Origin of the sequence: Bacillus sp. FSL H8-0545 (genome assembly GCF_038006105.1) — a bacterium.
Lineage (GTDB): Bacteria > Bacillota > Bacilli > Bacillales > Bacillaceae_G > Bacillus_A > Bacillus_A cereus_U.
On record NZ_JBBOUO010000001.1, the window covers coordinates 4,292,664 to 4,308,985 of the forward strand.

Here is a 16,322-nt window from a genome sequence, read left to right on the forward strand (position 1 = left end):
GTCATATAGTGAAAAAATTAATAACCGTTTTTTGCATCATGTTACTAGCTGTTTTCACATTCGCTGCTTGTAGTAGTACAAAGGAAAGTACGAAAGAACAAGCGCAAAAAATTCGCGTTGGCGAAGTTACCCACTCTCTTTTCTACGCACCATTATATGTTGGAATTGAAAAAGGATTTTTTAAAGATGAAGGTTTAAATATTGACTTACAAACAACAGCTGGCGGAGATAAAACGATGACCGCCCTTTTATCTGGCGGAATTGATATTGCGCTCGTTGGTTCAGAAACGTCGATTTATGTTCATCAACAAGGAGCAAAAGATCCTGTCATTAATTTTGCGCAGCTTACACAAACAGATGGCACATTTTTAGTTTCACGTAAAAAAGTAAATTCTTTTAATTGGAACGACGTAAAAGGCGTTACGTTTTTAGGACAGCGTAAAGGCGGCATGCCGCAAATGGTTGGGGAATATGTTTTAAAGAAAAATGGCATTGACCCTCACAAAGATACGAACTTAATTCAAAATATCGAGTTTGCTAATATTGCAAATGCCTTTGCATCTGGTACAGGAGAATTTGTACAGCTCTTTGAACCGACTGCAAGCATACTTGAAAAAGAAGGAAAAGGTTATATCGTCGCGTCTTTCGGAGCTGAATCTGGTACTGTTCCTTATACAACGTTTATGGCAAAAGAAAGTTTCTTAAAGAAAGATAAAGCTGCTGCAGAAAAATTCACGCGTGCACTATATAAAGCGCAGCAATGGGTTGATACACATAGTTCAGAAGAGATTGCCGATGCCGTTTCACCACTATTTAAAGACACTTCAAAAGACATTTCAGTAAAAGTAATTGAGCGCTACAAAAAACAACATTCTTATGCGACAAATCCATTATTAGATGATGCAGAGTGGAAACAACTCCAAACGATTATGAAAGAATCTGGTGAATTACAAAAAGAAGTTCCACATGAAGCGCTCGTCAATACAAAAATTGCCGAAAGCGTTATTAAGAAATAGAGGCGAAGTGTATGAGCTTTTTACAAATACGTAACGTTTCTCACTGCTTTTTTGCAAAAGAAAATGCGAAACTTATTCTTGAAGATATGAGTTTGCACGTAGAAGAAGGGGAATTCATTTCAATCCTTGGTCCGAGTGGTTGCGGAAAAACAACGCTCCTCTCCATCATCGCGGGACTACTTGATCCAATTGAAGGTATCGTATTTTTAGATGGTGAACCGATTACAACTAAGACCCCCTCTATGGGCTATATGCTCCAGCAAGATTACTTGTTTCCATGGAAAACAATTGAAGAAAATATTATGCTCGGACTTCATATTCGAAAGATTTATGATGAAAATACGAAAGAACATACATTAAAGCTTTTAAAACAAGTCGGCCTATATGATATAGAACAGCAATACCCACGTGAACTATCCGGTGGTATGCGCCAACGTGCTGCCCTCGTTCGAACATTAGCGACCGATCCAAAGATTTTATTGCTAGATGAACCATTTTCCGCTCTTGATTATCAAACAAAATTAAAACTAGAAGATCTCGTCTTTACATTACTACGTAACTATAAGAAAACATCCCTACTTGTGACACATGATATTGAAGAAGCAATTGCGATGAGTGATCGTATTTATTTGCTGCAGGCGAACCCTGGAAAAATTGCAAAAACGTTCATCGTCCCAGAAAGTATCCGTTCCTTATCGCCATTAGAAGCACGCCACCACCATGACTTCCCATCCCTCTTCCAAGAAATATGGAAGGAGCTGGAACGACTTGGATAATATAAAACAACTACATGAGCAGTTTCGAAAAAAAGAAAGACAACATGCATGGTTAGCTCGCTCTTTACAACTTGTACTTCTTGTTCTTTTCTTTGCACTATGGGAAATAGCTAGTAAAAAAGAATGGATTGACCCTTTACTCTTTAGCTCTCCTTCAAGTATTTGGGATCTCTTTTTAACGAAATGGATTGACGGTTCAATTTGGATTCACATATGGACGACATTACTTGAAACAGGAGTAGGCTTCATTCTCGGAACTGTACTCGGAGCTATTATTGCTACTTTCCTTTGGTGGATGCCACTTTTGGCCCGCGTACTTGATCCTTATCTCGTCGTCCTAAATGCAATGCCAAAAGTTGCACTCGGTCCAATCATCATTGTTATTTTCGGTCCAAACATTTCATCCTCTATCGCAATGGGCGTAATCATCTCCATCATCATTACTATTCTCGTTATTTACAGCGCATTTCAAGAAGTCGATTCCAACTATATTAAGGTCATGGACACATTTGGCGCAAATAAATGGCAATGCTATAAACACGTTATTCTCCCTTCATCTTTCCCTGCAATTATTTCAACGTTAAAAGTGAATGTTGGCTTATCATGGGTCGGTGTTATTTTCGGGGAACTCCTCGTTTCTAAACAAGGACTTGGCTATTTAATTAGCTACGGATTCCAAGTCTTTAACTTCACACTCGTCTTACTCAGTGTATTGCTCACTTGCGTCCTCGCAACTCTTATGTATGTATTTGTCGAGGCATTTGAAAAACTCCTTATTGGAAAACGAAAAAAAAGCTGACTTAGAGCGATACGCTAGAGTCAGCTTCTTTCTGTTACCTTTTATCACACATTTTCGAATCGTCTGTAACATTCCCATTAGCAACCGTAACTGTATGGAAACAATCTTTCACACGCACCGTAACGACATTATCTTTTCGATCAATAATATGATAATCATTAAACTCTTTATTTAATGCACTACGAATTTGCTCCCCTTCAAAAATCGGAAAACCGTGAGACATTACCCAAATGAGACCAGCAACAGCAAGAATCGTTTTCATACGTTTCATTACCTCCTCGAGAGTAAACTTATAGCCCCTATACTATGCGCATTATAATTGTGTCTAATTTGTGACGTTTTTATACTAATTCTCTTTTAATGATTCAGTTCCTTCTTCTTTTTTGAAAAAAGACAGAATTTTCAATTTTATCAACATGAAGAAACGCAAAGAACAGAACGTCTTCGCGTTTTCATTTGATCGACCAAAAATATATCGAACATAAATCCAATTTTATTGACTTACCAACAAATAATTACCACTAAACTATGACTGCTCTATATCCCTTGAAATATCATATAATCCAGCTAACACTTCCGCTCTCATTTTTACAAGCTCGGGGAATTGATAGAAGAAGGCAATTTTTTTATATTTTAATTCTGTTCCTTCTTTCACCTTTTTTGAATCTTGTAATATAAACGCTGTAAATGTATCTGCGATATCTTCCGCTACATTTGTCGTTCCATACAGTGAAACAAACTCACCATGCTTTTCCTTAAAAAATTCAATTTGAGCTTCTTCGCTTTCTTCCACTTTCTTTTCTGTCCACTCCTGGTCAATTGGTTTCCAGAACAAATTATAAAATTGATTTATATAAGAGCTCTCCTTCGCACATCCTTCTTGTAAGAAAAGAGATTTACATTTATTTTGGTATGATGAAATATCTTTATCTTCTTCAAAAGCCTTTAAGTACTTTTCATTTACTGGTATTTGTTTATGTCCCAGCGTCAATACGTGAGCCGTCTCATGTATTAATGTTTTCATCACTTGATCGATATTTACTGCAGAATCAAGCGTATCTAAACTAATAGTCCACTCTTTCGGATACTCCATACCTGGCATAACATGAGCCACAATTCCTTCGTATCCATCTGTTACCATATCAAACTCTTTTATGTCAGTGCGATACTTAGCTGGAATAAGAGTACTATACATATCCCATAACGATTCATGATAACCTCTATCTTGACGTTGCTTTAATACTTCTTCTTTCGCGTCCTTATCCTCCGCAAAAACCTTATTCAATCGTTTGCGATCTAGTTTATCGAAATAAGGATCTACAATTTCATCACCATCAATATAATAAGAAGCTAAAAAGAAATAATTTTCATCATCCTCTTTTTTCATTTCCGCTTCTTTCATATCGTTACTTGAATGTCCTTCTAAATCATAATCCTCTAGTACTTCAAGTTCTGAAAGTCCATCTATTTTTTTATATACTTTTTGAAGCGTTTTATCACCTATTTGTGTGCATTCTTCTGTCGTTTCGCACACATCTTTTTTCTCTCTTTGCGAAGTTTTTTCCGCCATATCACATCCAGCTACTAAGCCCGTTGAAATCATAAAACACACTAATTTCCCATACAGTTTCTTCATACGCCCCTCCATTATTCCATTCTACAAAAATATCATAATCATTTTTTAACGAATATGCGATAATTAATTATAAAAACTGTATGGAGGTTTCCCATGATTCGAGCAGTCTTATTTGACTTAGATGGAACACTATTAGATCGTCGCCAATCTCTAGAGCAATTTATTCGTGATCAATATAATCGCTTCGCCTTTCATTTGATAAACATAGAAAAATTCGAGTATTGCTCTCGTTTTCTCGAACTCGACAATAATGGTTACACGTGGAAAGATAAGGTATATTCCACTCTCCTTTGCGAATACAACATTACCACTTTAACGCAAGAGCAACTGCTGCACGACTACATTACAAACTTCCAACATCATTGTATTCCTTTCCCAAACATGCATGAATTACTTCAACAATTAAAACAGCGAAACATTAAAATTGGTATTATTACAAACGGCTTTACTGAATTTCAGATGAGCAACCTTCGAGCATTAAACGTACATACGTATACAAATACAATTCTCGTTTCAGAAGCAGAAAGAATCAAAAAACCTCATCCTGAAATTTTCGAACGTGCTTTACAAAAGCTGAATGTAAAAGCCGAAGAATGTCTTTACGTTGGAGATCATCCAGAAAACGATGTGCTCGGTTCTGAACAAGTAGGAATTCTTGGCGTTTGGAAGAGAGATTTATTTTGGGGTGACTTTGAACATTCACGTGTAGTAGATGATTTATTAGAGGTTCTTTCGTTTTTAGAGCTGAAGGTAAAAACAATACAATAGTAAATAAATTATATTAGCGATTTTTCGAATATATCGACCGCAACTTCAAATATATCAGCGATTTTTGAAACATATCGATTTACCGACAAAAAGTGACAATAGTAAGTGGATACTTTCATTCCCAAATGCCTCCCTAAAAGTAAAGATATATTCACACCTTTTTTGGGTATTTAATCAAAAAAAGAAACCGGCCATTTTACTTCGTAAAACAGCCGATTTCTTCTATATGTTTCATCGTACGCGCTAATACATCATCGCGCATAATAAAGCTAAATTTTCTATCAGTTTTAATATTATCAGGAATGTCTTTTAATAAAACAGACCCTTTCGTTTCTTCGTAATGCGTATGCTGCTCTACCGCACTAATTGTTGCAAAATAAATGTTTTTAATGATTATTTTGTCTTTTCCGGATACTTTGTATTGCCCTAAGTAAGTTAAATCAGAAACTATGCCGCCGGTTTCCTCATGAACTTCTCGAACTGCCGCTTCTTCCGGTGTTTCCCCGAGTTCTACTTTACCACCTGGAAATTCAAGACCACGGCGTAAATGATGCGTTAATAACCATTGATCCCCGTACCGGCATACAACCCAAACATGCTTTGGCTCAGGAGAAAATGGGTAACGTTCAAACGATAATTGTACAGTGTTGTGGTAATAATCTTTAAATTTGTACATGCCATTACTCCCCTATTGATGATTACAAGTTTTTCCTACCACAAATTGTAGCATATTCTCGCTTTTCTGCATAATATTATCCAATTACAATCCATTGATTATTCCCATTTGTGCGACTAATTCTTTCGTTTCATGATTCCCTAAATCATAAATCATTTTATATGCTTTTTGTAGCTGTTCATCATATCGATCATTATTCGAATCGTGATGATACTCAACGAATGGAACGTGGGAGCGTACATACGAACCTAAGTCCTCTTCATACGCTTGATCAAAATACTCTCTTAACTCCGTAATCTCTTCGTCATTTGCGTAAATTTCAAAATTATACGTATCCGCCGTCTTCACTTGTGAAATTTGACCATTTCCAACTGATATATAATATGTTTTTTTATGCTCCATGTAACACCCTTCTTTCATCCTTTTAATTTCTATTGTTTTCATCAATTACAAAATTATGTAAAATAAAGAAAAGGAGGGATTTCATGCTCAAAATATTAATTATCGGCATTATAATCGTACTGATCGTATTAGTACTCTCCGTCATGACGATCAATAAAGGTTACGCATATAAACATTCCGTTGATAAACCAGAAGATAATCCTTACTCGAAAGATAATAAGGAGAACTCATAGTATACTTCGTATCGTAATCGCACTCACGGTGATAATTATGTCGGCAATTGGGCTCTATACAGATCAAAATAACTTTCTACCACTTTCACAATTTCTATTAGGGGTTTTAATGTTTCTCATCGCAATTGAGCAAATAAAAAAGAAGGAGGATCCTTTATGTTAAAAGGATTTCGAATTACTTTTTCACTTATCGCTTTATCTATAGCAATCTATAGTTTTATCAGCGGCAACAGAGACATTATGCCTTACATGTTTATTCCCTTAGGATTGATGGCTTTCACTATAGGTCTAGAAGAAATAAAAAAACATAGACAATCTAGTGGCACACTTGCTTTCATAGCTGGCGCTGCTGCTTTATTACTTGGCTTCTCAGAAATATTCCGGTAAATAGTCTATTTAAAGGAGGTATACAATGTTAACTGGATTACGGATTTTTTTAGCGCTTTTCACGCTTCTCACACTCTCTCTTTGCACTTATTCTCTTATTACCGATAATTTCACACTTCTCCCATACATACAATTTACTCTCAGTTGTTCCTTTATTCTTCTAGGAATTAATGAACTGAAATCCGGAAGAAAATCAATGAGTATTCCGTTTTTTTTCGTTTCTAGTCTTATGCTCTTCATTATAATATCGAACTACTTTCGCTACTTGTAGAATGAAACTTTAAGTACCCACTGGCTATTACTTTTTACGAACTGTTAATAAATTGGAGGATAATTTTTTAAAAAAGGTGGAGAATAGTATGCTAAAAACATTTCGCATTATATCCGCTCTTATCGTCATCGCTCTCGCCCTATCCGGAATGTTTAGAAACCCACTTGTTACGATGCCCTATATGCTTATTGCCTTATCTATTATGACTTTCATCATGAGTGCAGAAGAAAAACAGAAACAAAAGAAAGTAAATAGTGCACTCTCCTTCTTTTCTGGCGTATTCACTTTAATCGTTGCTATTATAATTATTTTCTCTCAGTAACTAACTCTTTCTACTAAGGAGGGCTAAAATGCACATAAGACACTTACAACTAATCATCGTTTTTATTACTTTAATCTTATGTTTGTACAGCACTTTTACAATGAATTTCCAAATCTTTTCACCTATCATTTTATTGCTCTTTAGCTTATATGGCATTTTAGTAGGAATTGAGACCATTCAAAAACAGCAAAAGCAAATTGGAGCTATTAGTATCGGTTTAAGCATGTTTACAATTATTTTTGTTATTCCATTTATACTGTTCTTTTAAAGGAGGATTCCATGTTAAAAAACATTCGAATTATACTAGCAACGATTGCCCTCATTCTCGCTCTACTTAACCTCTTTGCAAACTTCTCTATGCTTTTACCATTCGTATTTATCCTTTTAAGTATTATGTTTATCCTTTTTGGAATTGATGAAATAAAACAACAGCAAAAAGCAAAAGCATTTGTTTATTTTCTCGGTTCTGCCTTTATTTTATATGTTGGGGTGTCTAGTATACTTTCATAAAAAGAAGAGCAAGTTTTCTCTTAACAAAATAAAAAAACTGCCCTTTAACAGGCAGTTTTCCTTTTTATCCAAACACTTTCTCAAGTTCATCTTTATCTTGGCTTAGCCAGAAGTTCATTAAGCGTTGTGCTCCTTCTAAGTCATGAAGCTTCGCTTGGCCACACTGCGTTTCATTTGCAGCTGGAATTTCTGTAATTTGAACCGCATCTTTTAATGTTAGTTCTAATAAATCAATGATTTCTCGAACCGTCGGTGTTCCGCTTACAACAAGGTAATACCCTGTTTGGCAGCCCATTGGTGAAATATCGATAATATCAAAATGCGGATAACGATCAATATATTTACGTAAATTAAATGCTAATAAATGTTCTAACGTATGAATAACATCTGGTTTCATTGCTTGTTTATTCGGTTGGCAGAAACGAATATCAAATTTATTTACAATACCGTCACTACCTACATTGTGGACTCCGCAATGTCTTACATAAGGCGCCTTTACAATCGTATGGTCTAATTCAAAGCTTTCTACTGATGGCATACAACATCTCTCCCGCTTTTAATTTAATTCCGTTATATCCAATATGATATAACGGAAATCGACATTAGTAAAGAATTATGTACGGTCGTGCTATAATACTTTAAGACTATGCTGAAAAGGAGACCATTATGAAACAGATTTTTATCGGTATTATACGCTTTTATCAAAAGTTCATTTCTCCGATGACACCGCCAACGTGCCGCTTTCATCCGACTTGCTCTCATTATGGATTAGAAGCGTTTCAAAAACACGGTGCCTTCAAAGGATTTTGGCTTACATGTAAGCGTATATTAAAATGTCACCCTTTCCATCCAGGAGGATTTGATCCTGTCCCAGATAAAAAGGATGACAAAGTAAATTCTTAATTGTCGTAGCCATTCACAACTACATCTAATTTTCCTGTGTCAGGGTGAATAACAAGACCGTGAACAGGCACTTCTTCAGGAAGTAACGGATGGTTGCGAAGTACTGATACACTATGTTCTACACTTTCTTCTACACTAGAGAACCCTCGTAAGAATTGTTCTAAATCAATTCCAGAATAACGAAGTGTATCTAATTTTTCTTCTGTTACACCGCGCTCTTTCATTTTTTCGATCGTACTGCTTGCTTGAATTTTTGCCATACCACAATCGTGGTGACCAACAACACATACTTCTTCAGCACCAAGTTCATATACAGCAACTAAAATACTACGCATAATACTTCCAAATGGATGCGAAATAACCGCGCCTGCTACTTTAATAATTTTCACATCACCGTTACGCATATTCATTGCTTTCGGTAATAATTCAACAAGACGTGTATCCATACAAGAGATAATTACCATTTTTTTATTTGGAAATTTCCCAGCTACAAACTCTTCATATTTCTTCTCTTCAACGAATTTTTCATTGTACTGCAAAATCTCGTCTAATGACTTCATAGTAAAAACCCTCTTTTCTCTCATTTACACTACATAGCTAGTGTACCAAAATATGAAAAACTCAAAAAGGATATTGCTTTATAGTAAAAAACGAATACTTTCAGATAATCGACATAATTCTTTCAAAATATACACACAGCTTTGTAACAACTCTCACATACCTTACTCCTATTTTCACTATAAACTGATTGTAGATAATGTAAAAAAGGAGTGAATATTTATTATGTCCGACGTTCTGTTACTGAGTCGTTTTCAATTTGCAATTACTATTTTTTATCACTTTTTATTTGTACCTTTGACAATCGGACTTGTTATTTTAGTAGCATGTATGGAAACTCAATACGCCCGCACATTGAATCCAACATACCGCAAAATGGCAAATTTCTGGGGTAAATTATTTACAATTAACTTCGTAATGGGGATTATAACCGGGATTACGATGGAGTTCCAATTTGGAACAAACTGGTCTGAGTACTCCAAATATATGGGAGATATTTTCGGATCACCTCTTGCAATCGAAGCACTTGTTGCCTTCTTCTTAGAATCTACTTTCATGGGAATATGGTTATTCGGTAAAGATAAAATCTCACCAAAATTCCGTGCTTTCTGTATGTGGATGGTTGCACTTGGAACAAATATTTCTGCCCTTTGGATTATTACAGCAAACGGCTTTATGCAAAATCCTGTTGGCTATGTAATACGTAATGGCCGCGCTGAATTAAATGACTTCTGGGCTCTTGTTACAAATCCATATGCATGGAATATGTTCTTCCATACTGTAATTGGTTGTTATATTGTCGGTGCTTTCTTCGTTATGGCAATTAGTGCATATCACTTACTACGTAAAAATGAAGTGGAATTCTTCAAAAAATCATTTAAGTTTGGTTTAATGTTAGGGTTATTCGCAGCAACTATTACACCTTTTATGGGACATCAATCCGGTGTATCAGCAGCTAAGTATCAACCAGCAAAAGGAGCTGCAATGGAAGCTGTTTGGGAAACTGGAAAAGGACAAAGCTTCTCAATCATTCAAATTCCTGATGTGAAAAATGAAAAGAACTTTGAATTCCTTACTATTCCAAAGCTAGGAAGTTTCTTCTATACAAACTCATTTGATGGAGAAATTGTTGGTTTAAAAGATATTCCGAAAGAAGATCGTCCAAATGTTAACCTCGTGTACTATAGCTTCCGCTTAATGGTTGCACTTGGCATGTTCTTTATGGCATTAACTTGGTTCGGTTTCTATTTAAACCGAAAAGGGAAACTAGAAAACTCAAAACGCTATTTAAAAATTACAATGTGGTCTGTCTTACTTCCGTATATTGCAATTAATGCTGGTTGGATTGTTGCTGAAGTAGGTCGTCAACCATGGACAGTTTATAAACTAATGCGTACAGCAGAATCTGTGTCACCTATATCAGTTCCACAAATTTGGTTTTCATTAATTAGTTTAATATTGTTCTACACTCTACTCTTAATTGCAGATGTCTACTTAATGCTAAAGTTCGCGAAAAAAGGACCAGCTGCATTAGAAGAACATGATACTGAAGGAGGTACAGCTCATGTCTCATGATATGCTTGCAGTCATCTGGTTCGGTTTATGGGGCGTAATTTGGACAGTTTACTTCATTCTTGATGGCTACGCACTCGGTAACGGGATGATTTTCCCATTCGTTGCGAAAGACCGACAAGAACGAAATCAATTACAAGAAGCTATTGGTCCGTTCTGGGGTGGTAATGAAGTATGGTTAATTACAGCTGGTGGCGCAACATTTGCTGCCTTCCCAATCACATATGCAAATATGTTTAGTTACCTGTATACGCCACTATTTTTAGTATTATTTGCCCTATTCGCTCGTGCCGCTGGACTTGAATTTATGCATAAAGACGATTCACCAATTTGGCAAAAAACTTGTAAATGGGCATTTACAATTGGTAGTTTCCTAATCGCCTTCTTATTCGGTGTTACATTCGCTAACCTGTATTACGGGCTGCAAATCGGAAAAGATGGTTATGAAGGAACTTTACTTAGCTTACTAAACCATTATGGTATTTTAGGTGGTCTTTTCTTCACTGCTATATTCGTCGTATCTGGTGCCCTTTGGATTATGATTAAAACGACTGGCGAAGTATCTGATCGTGCTTATAAAATCGCAAGACCATTTTCAATGGCAGCTGCTATCATTTTAGCTATCTTCTATGTCGCAACTGCAAATCGTACAAATTTATTCCAAAACTTCACGGAATATCCTGTACTATTCATTCTTCCAGTACTTGCAATGTTAATGAGTGTACTCGCACTTATTATGGTGTACAAACATAAAATCGGTCTTGCATTCACATTCGTTTGCTTAACAATCGCAATGTTTATGACAACTGGTTTTGCAGGTATGTTCCCAAGAATGTTACCATCACGTATTAACGACGCATACAGTACAACGTTATATAACGCAGCCGGTAGTGAATTAAACTTAAAAATTATGTTCTTCGTTGCAATCGTCATGGTACCAATCGTTATTGGATATCAGCTTTGGAGCTACAGCATATTTAAAAATAAAATTCATAAAGACTCTGCTAAAGGGTATCACTAAAATGAAAAAGACACTTCGAGCGAAGTGTCTTTTTTCTTATACGTATGATTTCCGATGCGATGTTACATTTCTAATCTAACAACTATGATAAAGAAGTATCACTAACAGCTCACAGCTAAATTGTATCACAGGGCAAACACATCACTTTATGCAATTTTACATATAAAAATTATAACGTAGATTGAATTACTTGGTCATACACATCGTTATCCGTTACATCTGCCGTACTAATACCACTGAATGTCCTCACATTTAATCCGGTATTTGAAGATCCCGATCCATTATAAGCTTTCGTTTTTTCAATTGGATGCACGTTATATTTATCACCTAAGTTAATTGTTCCGTTACAGTTTTCAATAATAACACCTTCAACAATAGCTGGCATTTTGTCACCTACTTTCATTTCGTTACTTTCAGTGTATGAAAAATGCCTATAAAAATAGCTTATTTATATGAGAAAAAGCACTCAGAAGAGTGCTTTTTCTCATATAAATAAGCTATTTTGGAGACAGTTGACTTCTTCAAAATTTTATTAGGGGTAATATTTTGAAAAAGAAAGCCTTTCATATGTAGCTTAACACCGCTGGAATATATAGTAAATTGATAATCTTTATACGGAAGATTGCTAATGTTTAGTATAGATATTTCCCACTATATCAACAGTGATAACTATCTACACTAAACAACAAAAAGGCGCCTTTTAAAAAGACGCCCTTTCCCCTGTTTATATACAGCCCATCCCACTTTTCGTAAACACACACTAGAAAACAGAATCATTAATCGTTACAAGATTGTTAGATACAAAAAGAGTAGAGGCTAATGTTTGTATACAATTCTGCTTTATAGCATGTATCCACAATTTATATTTTAATCCTCTTTCATTAAAAAGGAACAAAATATGCAAAATTACATATTTCAAAGAAAAAGGCACTCTACAGAGTGCCCTCTAAACCATTTTACTTTTAATATATCGCTTTGAATACATTTTATCATATTTATCTATATCGTTTATTGAGAAAATTCTAAATCGTTATTTTAATTATTAATAACTTCAAAATCATGTAGTATTAGGGGTGCAATAAAAACATCATAAAAATTGAGGTGTACTATATTTATGTATTTTGGAATTATTCCTCTTATATTGTTTATTATTTTTCTTATCTCTTACTTAAAAGATCCGCGAAAAATAATAAATGGCTTTTTATTTAATGCCTTTTTCTGTTCTTTTCTATTATTTTGTGCAGTCGTCTCGTTTGCATCTGGTAATAACGCTTTACATTTTATCGTTATTATTCCCATGATAGCGCTAATTGTAATGATACCTTTTGCTATAGTCGCTTTAATGTTTGGGCTATTTCTTAATGCGAGAATCTTGATGAAGCGTGAAGGAAGACGCTTTACAAACTCTTTAACTTTAATTGCAGCTTTAGGGATTTTATTCTTTATGCTACTCCCTATCATAAATCCAGCAAGTTTAGTCTCAACACACTTTCAATTTATTTTTGCTGGTATTTCTCTTATAACTATGTATTTCTTTATACATTTATCTAACTTCTTAAGCGCTTATTTTCTATACCAATTCAATAGACCGAGACGTAATCAAGATTTCATCATCGTTCTTGGTAGCGGCTTAATTAATGACAAAGTGCCACCTTTACTTGCAAGTCGTATTAATAAAGCTATCGACTTCTATTGGAAACAAGCAGCTGTGAATACACCACCAACAATTATTTTCTCTGGTGGACAAGGTCCAGATGAAGGGCTTCCTGAAGCAGAAGCGATGCAAAATTATGCGGTTGAAAAAGGAATTCCTCTTGAACATACAGTGCAAGAAAATCGCTCTGTAAACACATATCAAAATATGTCGTTCTCTAAAGAAATTATGGATTCATTAAAACCTGAAGGTAAGTATAAAAGTATCTTTACAACGAATAATTTCCATCTTTTCCGCGCCGGTATATATGCAAAACAAGCCAGTCTGAATAGCCAAGGAATCGGATCAAAAACAGCATTTTATTACTGGCCTAACGCAATGATTCGCGAATATGTTGCAATCGTCGTTATGGGACGTAAACGACATATGAAAGTGTGCGGAACTATTTTAGGATTCTCTTTATTCCTAACAGTAGTTAGTTTTATATTTTCTTAACAACCTCCCATCCTTTGAACGGATGGGATTTTTTATACGAATTCCAAAAATATTTTAATGGTAATATGGTGATAATATTCCCTGCATACATCCATTAAAGGAGAATTTTTTCAAATAAAATGTTAGAATGAACTTTAGATGTGAATTATGTAACAAATACGAAACTAGTTTGAAACGAGGAAATTATATGGAGAGAATTATGAAAAACAAACCCAATAAGCTAAAAATCGCTTTTAAAGCTTTGATGATTATTATTGGGGCATTTATCACAGCGTACGGATTAGAAGCTGTATTAATTCCAAATAACGTATCCGACGGTGGTGTAACTGGTTTAAGTATCGTTAGTTCAAGATTATTCGGATTACCATTAGGTCTTCTAATCGCAGTCGTTAACATCCCTTTCGTTTGGTTAGGATATAAACAAATCGGTAAAAGCTTTGCACTTTATTCTATTATCGGGATTGCTTCACTAGCAGTAGGTACCGTTCTCATGCACGGAGTACCAACAATTATTGAGGGCGATACACTTTTAATTACTGTTGTTGGTGGTATTATTATCGGTTTTGGTATGGGACTAGCATTACGTAATGGCGGGGCATTAGATGGAATCGATATGCTAGCCGTATTACTTTCTAGAAAGTTACCATTTGGAACAAGTGATCTTATCTTATTCTTAAATATGTTTGTCTTTATTTTTGTCTCAACAGTATTTGGTCTTCAAGGAGCTATCCTTTCGGCGATTGCTTACTTTATCGCTTCTAAAGTAATTCATATTGTTGAAGTTGGTTTAAGTGGTTCTAAAACGTTTAAAATCATTACAAAAGAACCTGAATTAATAGTAGAAACAATTCGTGATCGTTTAGGTCGAAGTGCAACATACAATGAAGTTTATGGTGGGTATTCAAGAGAGAAATTTAAAGAAATCTCTTGTGTAATTAACCGTTTAGAAGAAAGTAAAATGAAAGAACTTATTCATGAAATTGATCCAAATGCCTTTATTACAGTGTATGACGTAGCAGAAGTAAAAGGCGGTAATTTCAAGAAGCATGATATTCATTAATCGTTATGAAAAACGAGGCTGTGCCAACATTTGGGCACAGCCTCTTCTTATTATTAAGTTGCTACCGTTGTCAGTTTTTGTCGGTAAATCGATATATTTCAAAAATCGCTGATATAATTTTACTCCCCCCATCTTCCTCCGCTTTTAATCCATGCTACGTATTTTTGAAAGGCAGTCACTTCATCTTGAAAGCGCAGCGGAATATATAGAAATAGAGTACATGTACATAGTATCCATAGAATACCTACTACAAAGTGAAATTTCATCGTTGTACTAATAAACAAACCGAGGAATAATACGAGGAACATAATCAAACTAAATCTTTTATACATAGTCATACTATCCCCTCCTTATTCCTTAATTGTACCAGATAAAAGGAATTAATTTCCATAACAAAAAAAGACCGAAAAGCAAATTCCACTTTTCGGTCTCTATACTATCTTCTCTTCGTAATTTTCCCTGAACCGCCAACCCTTGTTTTCGGGGGAGACGTATTCTTTGGTGGCGTTTTAATAGATGATTTCGGCTTCACATCAGATCCGCTCGAGCCACCTGGATTTTTCGTAATTTTCCCTTTGCTTCCGGTAGAAGGCGGAGGCGTCGTTTTACTTCCTTTTTCCGTAATACTTCCTTTATCACCTACAGATGATTTCGGATCTACATTATCGCCTCGCTTAATAATAGATCCTTTCCCTTCCTTCGTAATTGGAGGCGGGGTTTTCTTTTCTTCTTTCGTAGGTGGTCTTTCCGGGGTAACCGGCTTATGATTTTGTCTGTCATTATATCCGCGATAATCACCGTATGATGATTTTCTCGAACCGAATATATCGTTTAATATACTCCCCGTAATATATCCTTGTAAGAAGGATGGCTGGTAATTTTGACGGACAAATTCTTCATTACTTATTTCAATTAACGTATCAGATGGTTTCTCTTTATCCTTTTGCAAATTATACATTTTATCAGAATAAACGAGGAACATTTGATTTTCGTCTTCTTTAGATGCTTGCTTCGGTTTCCTTTCGGCTATAAGTTCCTTTGCGACTTCAGGAACTGACCGATTGGCAGCCCTATACACGTAAGATTCTTGTTTACCATCCTTTGCGACAGACTCTAGCGGATAACGGTCTTGAATTGACTTCGCCTGACCACTTTGACAGCCCGATAAAGCATAGCCGGCAATAACAAGTAATGTAACGATAGCAAGTATAGGGATCACGAACGATTTAATCATGGTAAACAATCGGTTTGACATGATTACGC

Annotated in this window: 23 protein-coding genes; 14 read left to right on the forward strand and 9 right to left on the reverse strand. The window is 35.4% G+C overall.

Annotated features, from left to right (window positions below):
- Window positions 1–8: 8 nt before the first annotated feature.
- Genes MHI07_RS22490 through MHI07_RS22500 form a run of 3 tightly spaced genes read left to right on the forward strand, consistent with a single transcriptional unit; the run spans window position 9 to window position 2,591 of the window.
- Window positions 9–1,016: an ABC transporter substrate-binding protein gene (locus MHI07_RS22490; RefSeq protein WP_340826419.1), complete on the forward strand. Its 1,008-nt coding sequence runs from the start codon at window positions 9–11 to the stop codon at window positions 1,014–1,016.
- Window positions 1,017–1,027: 11 nt separating this feature from the next.
- Window positions 1,028–1,792, forward strand: coding sequence for an ABC transporter ATP-binding protein (locus tag MHI07_RS22495; RefSeq protein ID WP_002160119.1), 765 nt, complete (start codon window positions 1,028–1,030; stop codon window positions 1,790–1,792).
- Complete coding sequence (locus MHI07_RS22500; protein ID WP_078173924.1) at window positions 1,785–2,591, forward strand: ABC transporter permease; 807 nt, start codon at window positions 1,785–1,787, stop codon at window positions 2,589–2,591. The genes MHI07_RS22495 and MHI07_RS22500 overlap by 8 nt, the downstream gene beginning before the upstream one ends.
- A gap of 34 nt (window positions 2,592–2,625) precedes the next feature.
- On the opposite strand, the gene MHI07_RS22505 is transcribed toward MHI07_RS22500, so the two are convergent.
- Complete coding sequence (locus tag MHI07_RS22505) at window positions 2,626–2,853, reverse strand: hypothetical protein (protein WP_002089142.1); 228 nt, start codon at window positions 2,851–2,853, stop codon at window positions 2,626–2,628.
- Between the two features lie 264 nt (window positions 2,854–3,117).
- Complete coding sequence (locus tag MHI07_RS22510) at window positions 3,118–4,227, reverse strand: recombinase family protein (protein ID WP_340826424.1); 1,110 nt, start codon at window positions 4,225–4,227, stop codon at window positions 3,118–3,120.
- A 93-nt stretch (window positions 4,228–4,320) separates the two neighbouring features.
- Between MHI07_RS22510 and MHI07_RS22515 the strand changes: the two genes are divergently transcribed.
- On the forward strand, window positions 4,321–4,995 hold the full coding sequence (locus tag MHI07_RS22515) for an HAD family hydrolase (protein WP_340826429.1): 675 nt from the start codon (window positions 4,321–4,323) through the stop codon (window positions 4,993–4,995).
- Between the two features lie 196 nt (window positions 4,996–5,191).
- Here the strand turns inward: MHI07_RS22515 and mutTA are convergent, their stop codons facing one another.
- Both mutTA and MHI07_RS22525 read right to left on the reverse strand, forming a co-directional pair.
- Window positions 5,192–5,671 carry an antimutator 8-oxo-(dGTP/GTP)ase gene (gene mutTA / locus MHI07_RS22520; RefSeq protein WP_002015736.1) on the reverse strand — a complete coding sequence of 160 codons (480 nt, stop codon included), beginning with the start codon at window positions 5,669–5,671 and terminating at the stop codon, window positions 5,192–5,194.
- Window positions 5,672–5,755: 84 nt separating this feature from the next.
- Window positions 5,756–6,073: a hypothetical protein gene (locus tag MHI07_RS22525; RefSeq protein ID WP_002112448.1), complete on the reverse strand. Its 318-nt coding sequence runs from the start codon at window positions 6,071–6,073 to the stop codon at window positions 5,756–5,758.
- A gap of 83 nt (window positions 6,074–6,156) precedes the next feature.
- On the opposite strand from MHI07_RS22525, the gene ytzI reads away from it, so the two are divergent.
- From ytzI to MHI07_RS22550, 5 genes are all read left to right on the forward strand, one after another.
- Complete coding sequence (ytzI, locus tag MHI07_RS22530) at window positions 6,157–6,306, forward strand: YtzI protein (protein ID WP_002112449.1); 150 nt, start codon at window positions 6,157–6,159, stop codon at window positions 6,304–6,306.
- A 156-nt stretch (window positions 6,307–6,462) separates the two neighbouring features.
- Window positions 6,463–6,693 (forward strand): YczI family protein, encoded by a 231-nt coding sequence (locus MHI07_RS22535; protein ID WP_002160114.1) that lies wholly within the window; start codon window positions 6,463–6,465, stop codon window positions 6,691–6,693.
- Window positions 6,694–7,052: 359 nt separating this feature from the next.
- Entirely contained in the window at window positions 7,053–7,286 is a 234-nt protein-coding gene (locus tag MHI07_RS22540; RefSeq protein ID WP_340826435.1) for a DUF3953 domain-containing protein, read from the forward strand.
- A 28-nt stretch (window positions 7,287–7,314) separates the two neighbouring features.
- Complete coding sequence (locus tag MHI07_RS22545; protein ID WP_340826439.1) at window positions 7,315–7,554, forward strand: hypothetical protein; 240 nt, start codon at window positions 7,315–7,317, stop codon at window positions 7,552–7,554.
- 11 nt (window positions 7,555–7,565) lie between these two features.
- Window positions 7,566–7,796 carry a YczI family protein gene (locus tag MHI07_RS22550; RefSeq protein WP_002160112.1) on the forward strand — a complete coding sequence of 77 codons (231 nt, stop codon included), beginning with the start codon at window positions 7,566–7,568 and terminating at the stop codon, window positions 7,794–7,796.
- A 64-nt stretch (window positions 7,797–7,860) separates the two neighbouring features.
- On the opposite strand, the gene luxS is transcribed toward MHI07_RS22550, so the two are convergent.
- Entirely contained in the window at window positions 7,861–8,334 is a 474-nt protein-coding gene (gene luxS / locus MHI07_RS22555) for an S-ribosylhomocysteine lyase LuxS (protein WP_001141371.1), read from the reverse strand.
- 128 nt (window positions 8,335–8,462) lie between these two features.
- On the opposite strand from luxS, the gene yidD reads away from it, so the two are divergent.
- Window positions 8,463–8,699, forward strand: a complete 237-nt coding sequence (yidD, locus tag MHI07_RS22560) for a membrane protein insertion efficiency factor YidD (protein WP_002112460.1) — start codon at window positions 8,463–8,465, stop codon at window positions 8,697–8,699.
- On the opposite strand, the gene MHI07_RS22565 is transcribed toward yidD, so the two are convergent.
- Window positions 8,696–9,259: a beta-class carbonic anhydrase gene (locus tag MHI07_RS22565; protein ID WP_002160110.1), complete on the reverse strand. Its 564-nt coding sequence runs from the start codon at window positions 9,257–9,259 to the stop codon at window positions 8,696–8,698. The two genes, yidD and MHI07_RS22565, sit on opposite strands and share 4 nt — an antisense overlap.
- A gap of 223 nt (window positions 9,260–9,482) precedes the next feature.
- Between MHI07_RS22565 and cydA the strand changes: the two genes are divergently transcribed.
- Together cydA and cydB are read left to right on the forward strand one after the other, a co-directional pair.
- The gene (gene cydA, locus MHI07_RS22570; protein WP_340826443.1) at window positions 9,483–10,832 is read left to right on the forward strand and encodes a cytochrome ubiquinol oxidase subunit I; all 1,350 of its coding nucleotides are present in this window, start codon (window positions 9,483–9,485) and stop codon (window positions 10,830–10,832) included.
- The gene (gene cydB, locus MHI07_RS22575; RefSeq protein ID WP_199708989.1) at window positions 10,822–11,850 is read left to right on the forward strand and encodes a cytochrome d ubiquinol oxidase subunit II; all 1,029 of its coding nucleotides are present in this window, start codon (window positions 10,822–10,824) and stop codon (window positions 11,848–11,850) included. Before cydA ends, cydB begins: the two co-directional genes overlap by 11 nt.
- A gap of 169 nt (window positions 11,851–12,019) precedes the next feature.
- On the opposite strand, the gene MHI07_RS22580 is transcribed toward cydB, so the two are convergent.
- On the reverse strand, window positions 12,020–12,253 hold the full coding sequence (locus tag MHI07_RS22580; RefSeq protein WP_002015747.1) for a spore germination protein: 234 nt from the start codon (window positions 12,251–12,253) through the stop codon (window positions 12,020–12,022).
- 711 nt (window positions 12,254–12,964) lie between these two features.
- Between MHI07_RS22580 and MHI07_RS22585 the strand changes: the two genes are divergently transcribed.
- The gene (locus tag MHI07_RS22585; protein ID WP_078173918.1) at window positions 12,965–13,999 is read left to right on the forward strand and encodes a YdcF family protein; all 1,035 of its coding nucleotides are present in this window, start codon (window positions 12,965–12,967) and stop codon (window positions 13,997–13,999) included.
- A gap of 187 nt (window positions 14,000–14,186) precedes the next feature.
- Window positions 14,187–15,059, forward strand: coding sequence for a YitT family protein (locus MHI07_RS22590; protein WP_016106459.1), 873 nt, complete (start codon window positions 14,187–14,189; stop codon window positions 15,057–15,059).
- Between the two features lie 119 nt (window positions 15,060–15,178).
- Here the strand turns inward: MHI07_RS22590 and MHI07_RS22595 are convergent, their stop codons facing one another.
- Complete coding sequence (locus MHI07_RS22595; protein WP_078173917.1) at window positions 15,179–15,397, reverse strand: hypothetical protein; 219 nt, start codon at window positions 15,395–15,397, stop codon at window positions 15,179–15,181.
- Between the two features lie 98 nt (window positions 15,398–15,495).
- Entirely contained in the window at window positions 15,496–16,314 is an 819-nt protein-coding gene (locus tag MHI07_RS22600) for a DUF4247 domain-containing protein (RefSeq protein WP_002112471.1), read from the reverse strand.
- Between the last annotated feature and the right edge of the window lie 8 nt (window positions 16,315–16,322).

Coding starts and splice junctions, on each gene's coding strand:
- MHI07_RS22590 (WP_016106459.1), top strand. CDS start 14,187: ATGGAGAGAATTATGAAAAACAAACCCAATAAGCTAAAAATCGCTTTT.
- MHI07_RS22495 (WP_002160119.1), top strand. CDS start 1,028: ATGAGCTTTTTACAAATACGTAACGTTTCTCACTGCTTTTTTGCAAAA.
- luxS (WP_001141371.1), bottom strand. CDS start 8,334: ATGCCATCAGTAGAAAGCTTTGAATTAGACCATACGATTGTAAAGGCG.
- MHI07_RS22510 (WP_340826424.1), bottom strand. CDS start 4,227: ATGAAGAAACTGTATGGGAAATTAGTGTGTTTTATGATTTCAACGGGC.
- MHI07_RS22565 (WP_002160110.1), bottom strand. CDS start 9,259: ATGAAGTCATTAGACGAGATTTTGCAGTACAATGAAAAATTCGTTGAA.
- MHI07_RS22515 (WP_340826429.1), top strand. CDS start 4,321: ATGATTCGAGCAGTCTTATTTGACTTAGATGGAACACTATTAGATCGT.
- MHI07_RS22600 (WP_002112471.1), bottom strand. CDS start 16,314: ATGTCAAACCGATTGTTTACCATGATTAAATCGTTCGTGATCCCTATA.
- MHI07_RS22525 (WP_002112448.1), bottom strand. CDS start 6,073: ATGGAGCATAAAAAAACATATTATATATCAGTTGGAAATGGTCAAATT.
- MHI07_RS22505 (WP_002089142.1), bottom strand. CDS start 2,853: ATGAAAACGATTCTTGCTGTTGCTGGTCTCATTTGGGTAATGTCTCAC.
- cydA (WP_340826443.1), top strand. CDS start 9,483: ATGTCCGACGTTCTGTTACTGAGTCGTTTTCAATTTGCAATTACTATT.
- mutTA (WP_002015736.1), bottom strand. CDS start 5,671: ATGTACAAATTTAAAGATTATTACCACAACACTGTACAATTATCGTTT.
- MHI07_RS22540 (WP_340826435.1), top strand. CDS start 7,053: ATGCTAAAAACATTTCGCATTATATCCGCTCTTATCGTCATCGCTCTC.
- MHI07_RS22550 (WP_002160112.1), top strand. CDS start 7,566: ATGTTAAAAAACATTCGAATTATACTAGCAACGATTGCCCTCATTCTC.
- cydB (WP_199708989.1), top strand. CDS start 10,822: ATGTCTCATGATATGCTTGCAGTCATCTGGTTCGGTTTATGGGGCGTA.
- MHI07_RS22545 (WP_340826439.1), top strand. CDS start 7,315: ATGCACATAAGACACTTACAACTAATCATCGTTTTTATTACTTTAATC.
- MHI07_RS22535 (WP_002160114.1), top strand. CDS start 6,463: ATGTTAAAAGGATTTCGAATTACTTTTTCACTTATCGCTTTATCTATA.
- yidD (WP_002112460.1), top strand. CDS start 8,463: ATGAAACAGATTTTTATCGGTATTATACGCTTTTATCAAAAGTTCATT.
- MHI07_RS22585 (WP_078173918.1), top strand. CDS start 12,965: ATGTATTTTGGAATTATTCCTCTTATATTGTTTATTATTTTTCTTATC.
- ytzI (WP_002112449.1), top strand. CDS start 6,157: ATGCTCAAAATATTAATTATCGGCATTATAATCGTACTGATCGTATTA.
- MHI07_RS22595 (WP_078173917.1), bottom strand. CDS start 15,397: ATGACTATGTATAAAAGATTTAGTTTGATTATGTTCCTCGTATTATTC.
- MHI07_RS22580 (WP_002015747.1), bottom strand. CDS start 12,253: ATGAAAGTAGGTGACAAAATGCCAGCTATTGTTGAAGGTGTTATTATT.